The following is a 9,120-nucleotide window of genomic DNA, read 5'->3' on the forward strand; positions in this document are numbered from 1 at the left end:
GTCGCCGGCATCCGCCCATGGCTCCTGCCGGGTGGGGGAGTTGAGTACGCTCTTGCGGTGCCGCGACCCAGCCGCGAGACTCCCCGCAAGCTGCACCTTGTGCGGAGCCGGCTGGTTTTGTACCACGACTGAGCAGTGGTTGGAGACGGCGCGAGCGCGCACCGAAGTGCATTGAGTGGACAGGTTGTCTCGGGGACAGGGGGGCCATCGATGGACGACGTGACGCGCCGTATCGAGCCTGCGCAGGCGGCGGAGCTGCACGACCTCGCCAAGCGGACCAACCGGCTCGTCCTCGTTGCCGCGGTCATAGCCGCGGTCGTGTGGGTGGCGGCAATTTCGGCTGCTGGCCCTGAGCTGGCCATGCCGCTGATCGTGATGAGCGGAGCGTTTGGAGTCGGTGTCGTCCTTGTCGTGGCTCGCCCGTTCACCAAGCTGCGGAACGAACTCGGGCTTACCGCGGCCGAGGCACAAGTGGTGATCCGGCATGAGCGGCTGCGCCGTCAGGCGCCCTAAACGCCCGCGGAGTCGTTGCCCGAGCACGGGGCGGGTCCGGTGCGGGCAGCCGGTGTTGGCCGGGCCGCGGTCCCGCCCCTGCGGGCGCCGCACTGACCGCGCTGAGGCAGGCGTGCTCCGGTCGCTGGCGGTATCACTGTCGGCCGGGCCTCGTGCATGCCGCCTGGTGGGGATGTACGGGGCCCGTGGTTGTGGTGGTGGTCAGCGGGTGACGGCGACGATCACGTCGATGAGCAGCACACGGGGCCGCCTGGCGAGCAGCGCGGTGCTGCGGGCCCGGTGCCCGGAGTCGGCCGACATCGGGTTGTGCTCCGGGCTTGCGGGTCATCCCCAGGAAGCGGAGGGCTGGCAGCGTACGTTGCCGTCGCGCACCGGTCTTCGGTCGTCGATGAGCGTCCGTAGCTCGTCGTGCCCCAGCCGGTCGGCCGTCCGTTCCGGCTCGGGCGGTGTTGCTTTAATGCGTCGTGATCTTCGGCATCGCGTGGAGCAAGGGGGACGTGCGAATGAATCCAGTGCTGAAGCTCTGGGGCAACATCTTGGGCTGCGGTTTCTTCGTGGCGTTCGTTGTTGTCGGCATAGCGGATCCGCTCGTCGGGGGAGCGTGGCGATGGCTGGGCATCGTGTGCGGGGTGTTGGGGGTTCTGGGCCATTGGCGGGGCGCCCGGCTGGCGAGGCAAGAGCAACTGGAACGCTGACTGCGGCCCATCTTCGGGCGCTTTGCGAGAGGGGGCCGGCGGCCGGCTGAGGGAGGCCCCGGTCCGTGGTGACAGGGACCGGTCGGCGGTTGGGTGCGCAGCTCCGTGGCCGGTGCCCCGGTATACACGCCGCATCGTGTTGTGTCGTGTCGCCGAGCGTGCGTAATTGCTACGCGCTCTGGCGTGGTCGGGCGCGGCCGTGTTCGACCGTGTCTGGACGGGTGGGTGGAGTGTGCTGCGGCAGCCGCTGGTCTGGCTGCGCCGTTTTGCGCGGCCGCGTCCTGCTGGCCGGCGTGAGGGACAAGAGCGATATCGGTCTGCTCAACGGCCTGGGCGTCGCCGGGTCGCGCTCGCCTTGGCGCCGCTCATCCAAGGGGCCCATCGGGCCTCGGCCTGCACTTTGTCTCCCGGGCCCCGGCAGGGGCCCGGCCCTTACTGTCCCGCTGTCCCCGACAGGGGCAGCCCCGGCCGGCCAACGGCCGGCCCGTTTCAGATCCGGGCCCGGACCGCGCTTTGTCTCCCGGATCCCGTCAGGGGCCCGGTCCTCACCGTCCCGCTGGCCCAGGCTGCGGGCTGCCCCCTGCCGGCCAACGGCCGGACCCCGTCTGCTGCCTGTTTCTGTGTCAGGACTGCTGCCGTGCCCGGGGCGGGGCAGCTGATGTTCGCGCAGCGCGGCACCGGCTGGCCGCATTGGTGGAGTTCGACGTGGCAGGTAGGTGCCGGCAAGGTCAGCTGGCCCGTGCGAGCTCACGTGCCGGTGCTGGCTTCCCGGCCGATGCGAGGGTTCACGTGGCGGTCGAAGCAGCGGCATCGCCCGGGCTTGAGGTGATGGCGTCAACGGGCAGGACGCACGGCTTCGAGTCGCTGGAGGAGATGCGGCTGCTGGTCGCGCTGGACTTCCTAGGCGCATCGGAGGTGCTGTCGCAGCCGTTCCGACTGGACTTCGAGCACGCAGGCGGGGACACGTGGCACATCCCGGACTTCCTGGCCGTGGTCGGCGGGGGGATGTGGCTGCTGGACGTCCGTCCGATGGAACTGGTCAAGGAAGAGGATGCGCTGAAGTTCGCGGCGGCCAGGGAAGTGGCGGCGGCATGCGGTGATCGAGTGCCGGCACCCAGCCGCGTTCACCGATTAGCGGCCAGCACTGCCGCGAGGCCCTCTTGTAGATCTTTGACGAAATACTCGGGAACCTCCAGCGACGGGAAATGTCCCCCGATTTCGGGCGACCTCCATCGGACGATCTGTCGGTACCGCTCCTGCGCCCAGGGGCGCGGACACTTCTCGATGTCGCGGGGATACATACTGATTGCTGACGGGACGTCGACCCGAAGTTCGGGGTCCAGCGAGTTGTGGCCTTCGTAGTAAATGCGGGCCGACGATGCGCCGGTCCGCGTCAGCCAATACAGGGTGACGTCGTCAAGAACCCTGTCTATGGAAATCGTCTCGAACGGGCTGTCTTCGGTATCTGTCCACTCAGCGAACTTGTCAAGGATCCAGGCAAGAAGCCCGACTGGTGAGTCGACAAGCGAGTAGCCGATGGTCTGCGGTCGGGTCGCCTGCTGCTTCGCGTACGCCGCGCGGTGGCGCCAGAAATCGCGGGTTTCCTCGGTCCACTTGCGCTCGACCGCCGTCAGCCCGTCCGTTGTCAAACCGGGCGGCGCCTCCGCGAACGTTGTGTGGATGCCGAGAACGTGCGCCGGGAACCTGCCGCCGAGAACCGTGGTGATATTACCTCCCCAGTCGCCGCCGTGGGCTGCGAACTTGCTGTAGCCGAGCCTTCCCATCAGTTCCACCCATGCGGCCGCGATCTTTTCGGTTCCCCACCCGGTGGTGGCCGGCTTGTCGCTGTAACCAAAGCCTGGCAGCGATGGAACCACGACGTGGAACGCCGGCGCGTCTACATCCTTCGGATCTGCCAGCTCGTCTACTACATCGATGAACTCAGCAATGCTGCCTGGCCAGCCGTGCGTCAGGATCAGAGGAGTGGCATCTGCGCGCGCGGATCGGCGGTGCAGGAAGTGGATTCCCAGATCATCAATGGTCGTGCGGAACTGGCCGATACGGTTGAGGCGCTCTTCGAACGACCGCCAGTCGTACCCGGTGCGCCAGTAGTTCACGACATCGACGAGGTCGGCGAGAGGAACGCCCTGTTCCCATCGGCGAGGGTCGGGCGCGGCGCGATAGACCGTCTCGGCCTCCGGTAGCCGCGCCGCGGCCAGTCGCGCGCGCAGATCGTCGAGGTCAGCGTCAGTTGCGTGGGCTTCAAATGCTTGCACGTCGCTGGTTGGACGGGGCATGAGACCTCCTGGCCATCGTGGAACCGGCTAAGGCGGTTCTATCGTGCCTTCGTGCCGGCGTGCAACCCGCTAAGGTGGTTCCATGCGTGCTGGGTTCCCTGACTTCCGCCTCGGTAGCGTGCTAGCGACCAGCTTCACGGGGACTCTGTCGGAGCGTCATGGCAACGCTGTGGAGCGCATTCCCACGCCGCACCGACTCATCGACTGGCTGGCAGTGAACGGCCTCGCCGTGGCGTCCTGCACCACTGCCCAGCTCGACCTCGCTCGGGAACTGAGGGAGTCGATTCACGCCGCCGCGACAGCGGCCGCGATCCAGGACGCTCTCCCTGCGTCTGCTGTCCAAGTCATCAATGAGTGCAGCGCTCAGGGTCGGGCCGCGGCTGTCCTGACGCCCGAGGGTAAGCGGCGATGGCGGCTCAGCTCGGCTTCCTGCGTGGAAGATGCCCTCAGCGTGATCGCCGCCGACGCGATCACCATCATCGCAGGCGAACGAGACGGAAAATTGGCCTTGTGTGCATCACCAACCTGCCAAGCCGCCTTCTTCGACACCAGCCAAAGTCGCACCCGCAAATGGTGTGACATGAACACGTGCGGGAATCGTCAGAAGAAAGCGCGCTTCAATGCCAACCAGCGCAAAAACCCCAGATCAGCGGAGTGATCGTTACCTCGGTACATCCAAGTGGGTCCCACACTGCGACACATGGGTGCACCCCAACGGCACCGCTGAGACGCCATCCGCTTTCCGAACGTGATCGTTTAGTTCGGGTGGGTGGGTATGAACTCCGGTCGGCAGCGGGAGAGATGGGCGTGGTTGGTCCGTTCGTCTGGCTCGTGGAGGTGGCTGGTGGCGTCGGTGCTCGGTTTGCTGGAGGCTCGGGAGAAGAGGGTCCGGGAAGTACATCTTGCGCAGTTGGTCGAGCAGTGGGACGGCGGCGTCGCGGTCCTGCACGCTCGCCGCGGTCACCGCAACGGCCAGGACCAGGCCGAGGCAGTCCACCACCAGGTGCCGCTTGCGGCCGCCCACCTTCTTCCCGCCGTCCCAGCCGGACGTGGAGCGCGGGATGTTCGCCGCTGCCCGCAGTGACTGCGAGTCCACGATCGCGGCCGTCGGGTCCGCCTTGCGGCCCTCCTTGTCCCGCACGCGGTCGCGCAGCCGGCCGTGGAGCTCGGCGAGCAAACCCCTCACCTGCCAGCGGCGGGCGAAAGCGTGCACACGCCGGTACGGCGGGAAATCCGCAGGCAGATTGACCCACTTGACGCCGTTGTCGACCACGTAGCGGACTGCATCCAGCATCACACGGTGGCAATAGCTCTCCGGTCGGCCGCCCCGTCCTTCAAGCCACGCGGGCACCGGCAGCACCGCCCGGATGACCTGCCATTCCGCGTCCGTCATGTCCGAGCCGTAACACCGCACGCGCTCCGGCCCGTCCGCCGCGTTGCCGAACCTGTGCGCGAGGCAGTCACACGACAGGGACGGCGAGTTGGACTCCACACAGGTGAGCGCGAAAGACTGCGGCAACAGGGCCTCCTGGTGATCGGTTTGGTTCGCACCCCCGAACTACCAAGAGGCCCTGCTGTCATGCGCCGGCCCTCGCGTGATCACCCGAACAGGAACCCTGTTCGACCAGACCAGCCCCGTCATCGATAAGCGGATGGCGTCTCACTTCAGCGCCTGAGTGTCTTCTCGTTCCGGTGCCCGCGGAAACAGGTCCTGAGCGGTCCTTCCTTGGCACGTGGCGAGACGACGACGGACGCCTCTTGAGAATGCCCAGCACAGCGAAGCGAGAGTCAGCTCTGCGGTGATCCGGTGATGTTCGAGACTCTGTCGGAGATGATGGCGAACCGGTCGTGGCCGGTGCCGTCCCGTTCGGTCATGCCCGCCATGGTCCCCGCCAGCTCACCGGCCGTACAGGAGCCCTGGCTGACGCGTTACCCGGGCGGGCCGCCCGCTCTCGCGCGCATGCCGGAGGTCCTCAGCCTGCGTGGCGTCTGCGCCTCGCGACCCACACGGCCACGGCCGTGACGACCAGGATGGCGGCCGCCCCGGCCCCGACGAGCACCGGCACGTCCGGTGGCGAATCGTCCGCGGCCGCGGTGTGTGCTGGCGACGGCTTCGGGTTCTCGGGAGGCTTCGGGGACGGCGAGGTGGGCCGGTAGCCGACCGGTTCCACGAACTTCGGCATCTCGTTGCGGTCCGCGGGGCCCGGGTCGCCGAGGCCCCGGTTGATGTGCGCGCCGGGGCGGATCACGCCGTAGCCCAGGTAGTTGCTGACCGTTCCGGGCTTCCAGTCGTCGCCGCGGCCGGCCGTGTCGAGCATGACGCGCAGGACCTGCGCCGCCGTCCAGTCGGGGTGCAAGGACCACATGAGGGCCGCGGAGGCCGAGGCGAGGGCGGTGGCGGCGTGGGCGCCGCCGCCGTCTGGACAGTAACGCCGGAAGGTCGCGTCGCACCAGCGGGGGATGTTCACTCCGGGCGCCGCGAGGGCCACGTCGTCGCCGTGCTGGGAGAAGTCGGCGACCTGCGAGTTCTCGTCGAAGGAGGCCACCCCGACGACTTCCGAGAAACGCGCCGGAGCCAGCGGCTTGTTGCCCTCCTTGGCGTTGTCGCCGGTGCCTGCGAACACCAGCACCTCCTTGGCGAGGGCGTCCCGCAGGGCGTATCGCTGCCCGGTCATGCCGGCACCGATGACGTACTCGCTGCCGACCGAGATGCTGATGATCTTCGCGCCGCGCTCCAGTGCCATCTTGATGGCCCGGTCGACGTGGTCGTCGATGCTCGGCAGTTCGTCGTGCTTGAGTAGCGGCACGCGGATTGGGATGATCTTGGCACCGGGGGCGAGGCCCTGGATGCCGCCGCCCGCGCCGGTTCCGGCGATTAGCTCGGCCGTCGTCGTTCCCTGGCCGTCGCGGTCGCCGCTGTCGGGGCGTCCTCCGGGGACGGACGCGTCTCCGCCGGGCAGCACCTGGCCCTTGAGTGAGGGCGTCGAGGGGTTCACTCCGGAGTCGATGACGGCGATCTTGATTCCTTCGCCCGTCGTCTTCTTCCAGATCTGGTCGACGTTCATCCGGTCCAGGTACCACTGCCGATCCCTGGCTCCGGCCGCGTGCGCGGAGGACGCCTGGCCGGTCAGTCCCGCGGTGAGCACCAGCACGACGGCCAGAGCGCGCATGCCCGCGTCGTATCGGGCGGCGGCGGCCGACCGTCGCCGCCCCGTCGTCCTACGGAAGGGCCTTGAGAAGAGGGATGCCATACACCCGATTGGATCATGCCGGTCGGCACCCGCCTCCTGCTGCCTCTCACTTCAGCGCCTGAGTGTCTTCTCGTTCCGGTGCCCGCGCTGTGTAGAGCGCGACGTCGACGGCCCCGGCCCGGGAGGTACCGAAACGCACCTCGATCGATTCGGCGGGCTTGATCCACCCCAGGCGCACCATGTGGTCGAACTCGCGACGGCGCCAAGCCGAGCCGGGCGGCGGCCTGCTCCGGTCCGAGTGGGGTGTCGGCGGCGACCAGCTCCGGCAAGTCCTCCCGCTGGCAGACCTCCGCGACCTGGTGGGGGTGCAGCAGCGAGCCGTCCAGGTTCGCGCTCAGCTCGGTGAGCAGCCCGCGGTCGATGAAGCGCCGCACGACGAACTTCTCCCGTCCGGACAGCTTCGCCACCTGCCGTGCCACAAGCAGTACTTCAGTGCGGCTCTGGGCGAGCAGGCCCGCACCCTCGATGCCAGCGCACCTCTGCTGACCGTCGAGTGCGGGCTTATCGACCGGGCAGCGCTTCACAGGGAGACCGCCCCGGCCGCCCTGCTGGCCCTGGCCGCCGTCGAACAGTGGCTCCTGGGAGCGGTAGAGCGCGGAGCAGTCCTCTAGCCCCCAACGGCCCGTGGGGCGGCATCCGTGCCGCCCCACGGGCACGCCGTTCCTGGACAGAAAGGAATCCCCCGGTCATGGTCGTAATCGTGAGCCCCGTACTCGGCCTGTCCCTGCGCCCGTACACCCTGGCCGACCAATCGGCCGTACTGCGTCTGATCGAGGCCGACCGGCTGCCCGGCCAGCCCCAGCCCACCCCCGCCATGCTCACCGAAGCGCTGGAAGGCCGCTCGTCGGTGGATGCAGGCTGGTGGGCAGAGTTGGAGAGGCCAGCGGTTCAGGTGGCCGTGGACGGCTCTGGAACGGTGGCCGGTGTCGTCTCGTACGCGGTCCGCCCCAAGGACGACACCGGGCTGCTGCTGTGGCTGCACTGCCGCGAGGATGCCCGGACCGCCGACACGCTGATCGGCCACGCTCTCGCCGAGCTCGCGCCCCGGCCAGTCCACGCGTTCCACTTCGCCTCGGCCCTGTCTCAGGGGCTGGAGGCCCTGCCGGTCCGTCACCGCCCCGCGACCGCTCAGGCGTTGGAGCGCGCAGGATTCACCGGCGAGCGACTGTGGAGGTACATGCGGGCCGATCTGCCCGCACCCGGCCTGCCGCACCTCGATCACGTCCATGTCGGGCCCGACCCTGGCGGGAAGCACGCGCGCCGCCTGGAAGCGCGGCAGGACGGAAACCTCGTCGCCGAAGCCGTTGTCGGCCTGCCGGTTGGGGGCATCGGTGTCCTGTGGTGGATCAGCGTGGAACCGGCCGCCCGGGGCCGAGGGTTGGGACGAGCCATGCTCGGCTCAGCACTAGACGTCCTTACCGGGCTGGGAGCCCAGGAGGTGATCCTCTACGTGGACGACGACGCACCGCCCGGAGATGAGCGGGACCGGACAGCCGCCAACTCGCTCTACGAATCAGCTGGGTTCACAGAAGTCGATCGCCTGTATTCCTATTCGCTGTAACCCCGCGAGCAGTTAACAGAAAGGGCCCCGAAAGGGGCCCTTTCTGTTTTCCTCTTCCCCGTTCGGCGTGTTTCTGGTGGGGTTTGGTTTCCTTCTCATTTTGTCTGACGTAGCGTCAGTTTCGGAGAGTGTGAGAGTGTGTCAGGTGTTGGGTCTGGGAAATTCGTCGGCCGTCTCAGTGTCGCCTTAAAGTGAATTCCCGGAGCGCTCTATTCGGCCGTAAGGCCGCTTCGGAATTCCGGGGCCGGCCTGCTCGTGCCCGGGAATTCACGCACACGCCGATAAGCGCGCGACGCTGCGCCCGGCAGGGCGCTCCCACCCACTCCCGTGCACCCGCCCCGGGACACCCTCGCCCCCAGTCCCCCGTACCGCTGTACGGGTACCGTCACCCACCACCACACCCCCTCGGCCCCGACAGGGGCCCACCACACCCCCGACACTCCGTCACCCTGCCTATCAGGCAGGGGACATGAGCCCAGAACCCAGACTCTAGCCACACCCCAACTTCGAAACACCCCCGCACCCCTCGGCCCCGACAGGGGCCGGGCCCCTGCCCCCACGAGTCCGCCACCGGCGGACACCCCAACACATGACACACCATCAATTCCCGCAACGCGGGAATCCAAGAAAGCCTGAAAGGCTTTCAAAAACCCACAACCAAGAATTCCCGACAGGGAATTCAAGCACGCCCAGAATAACCCCCGAAGGGGGTTATTAGAAACCACCCCGAATTCGCCGCCAGGCGAATTCCTGCGGAATTCCGCCGAAAGGCGGAATTCAATAGGGAGCTTTAGCTCCCTCCG

At 67.9% G+C, this 9,120-nt stretch carries 9 protein-coding genes; 5 read left to right on the forward strand and 4 right to left on the reverse strand.

Annotated elements, in window-relative coordinates; genetic code table 11:
- Positions 1–210: 210 nt before the first annotated feature.
- Positions 211–513 (forward strand): hypothetical protein, encoded by a 303-nt coding sequence (locus QFZ67_RS38820; protein ID WP_307666141.1) that lies wholly within the window; start codon positions 211–213, stop codon positions 511–513.
- A gap of 464 nt (positions 514–977) precedes the next feature.
- Positions 978–1,208 carry a hypothetical protein gene (locus QFZ67_RS38825; protein ID WP_307666142.1) on the forward strand — a complete coding sequence of 77 codons (231 nt, stop codon included), beginning with the start codon at positions 978–980 and terminating at the stop codon, positions 1,206–1,208.
- Positions 1,209–2,332: 1,124 nt separating this feature from the next.
- Here QFZ67_RS38825 and QFZ67_RS38830 read toward each other — a convergent pair.
- Positions 2,333–3,505 (reverse strand): epoxide hydrolase family protein, encoded by a 1,173-nt coding sequence (locus QFZ67_RS38830; protein WP_307666143.1) that lies wholly within the window; start codon positions 3,503–3,505, stop codon positions 2,333–2,335.
- Positions 3,506–3,587: 82 nt separating this feature from the next.
- On the opposite strand from QFZ67_RS38830, the gene QFZ67_RS38835 reads away from it, so the two are divergent.
- A complete protein-coding gene (locus QFZ67_RS38835; RefSeq protein WP_307666144.1) occupies positions 3,588–4,163 on the forward strand; it encodes a CGNR zinc finger domain-containing protein in 576 nt (191 codons plus the stop codon).
- Between the two features lie 3 nt (positions 4,164–4,166).
- Here the strand turns inward: QFZ67_RS38835 and QFZ67_RS38840 are convergent, their stop codons facing one another.
- The 3 genes from QFZ67_RS38840 to QFZ67_RS39295 all read right to left on the reverse strand — a co-directional run bounded on the left by QFZ67_RS38840 (position 4,167) and on the right by QFZ67_RS39295 (position 6,937).
- A complete protein-coding gene (locus tag QFZ67_RS38840) occupies positions 4,167–5,024 on the reverse strand; it encodes an IS5 family transposase (protein ID WP_307666145.1) in 858 nt (285 codons plus the stop codon).
- Positions 5,025–5,478: 454 nt separating this feature from the next.
- Complete coding sequence (locus QFZ67_RS38845) at positions 5,479–6,675, reverse strand: S8 family serine peptidase (RefSeq protein WP_307666146.1); 1,197 nt, start codon at positions 6,673–6,675, stop codon at positions 5,479–5,481.
- Between the two features lie 127 nt (positions 6,676–6,802).
- On the reverse strand, positions 6,803–6,937 hold the full coding sequence (locus QFZ67_RS39295; RefSeq protein WP_373430265.1) for a hypothetical protein: 135 nt from the start codon (positions 6,935–6,937) through the stop codon (positions 6,803–6,805).
- Between QFZ67_RS39295 and QFZ67_RS39300 the strand changes: the two genes are divergently transcribed.
- Both QFZ67_RS39300 and QFZ67_RS38855 read left to right on the forward strand, forming a co-directional pair.
- Positions 6,936–7,367 (forward strand): hypothetical protein, encoded by a 432-nt coding sequence (locus QFZ67_RS39300; RefSeq protein ID WP_373430266.1) that lies wholly within the window; start codon positions 6,936–6,938, stop codon positions 7,365–7,367. The two genes, QFZ67_RS39295 and QFZ67_RS39300, sit on opposite strands and share 2 nt — an antisense overlap.
- A 77-nt stretch (positions 7,368–7,444) precedes the next feature.
- Positions 7,445–8,317, forward strand: coding sequence for an N-acetyltransferase (locus tag QFZ67_RS38855; protein WP_307666147.1), 873 nt, complete (start codon positions 7,445–7,447; stop codon positions 8,315–8,317).
- The last annotated feature ends 803 nt before the right edge of the window (positions 8,318–9,120 follow it).

It is taken from the genome of Streptomyces sp. V1I1, from assembly GCF_030817355.1.
In the GTDB taxonomy this organism is placed as follows: domain Bacteria; phylum Actinomycetota; class Actinomycetes; order Streptomycetales; family Streptomycetaceae; genus Streptomyces.

Bases quoted from the DNA above. Each gene is read 5' to 3' on its own strand.
- QFZ67_RS38830 (WP_307666143.1), bottom strand. From the start codon at position 3,505: ATGCCCCGTCCAACCAGCGACGTGCAAGCATTTGAAGCCCACGCAACT.
- QFZ67_RS38835 (WP_307666144.1), top strand. From the start codon at position 3,588: ATGCGTGCTGGGTTCCCTGACTTCCGCCTCGGTAGCGTGCTAGCGACC.
- QFZ67_RS38820 (WP_307666141.1), top strand. From the start codon at position 211: ATGGACGACGTGACGCGCCGTATCGAGCCTGCGCAGGCGGCGGAGCTG.
- QFZ67_RS39300 (WP_373430266.1), top strand. From the start codon at position 6,936: ATGTGGTCGAACTCGCGACGGCGCCAAGCCGAGCCGGGCGGCGGCCTG.
- QFZ67_RS39295 (WP_373430265.1), bottom strand. From the start codon at position 6,937: ATGGTGCGCCTGGGGTGGATCAAGCCCGCCGAATCGATCGAGGTGCGT.
- QFZ67_RS38845 (WP_307666146.1), bottom strand. From the start codon at position 6,675: ATGCGCGCTCTGGCCGTCGTGCTGGTGCTCACCGCGGGACTGACCGGC.
- QFZ67_RS38855 (WP_307666147.1), top strand. From the start codon at position 7,445: ATGGTCGTAATCGTGAGCCCCGTACTCGGCCTGTCCCTGCGCCCGTAC.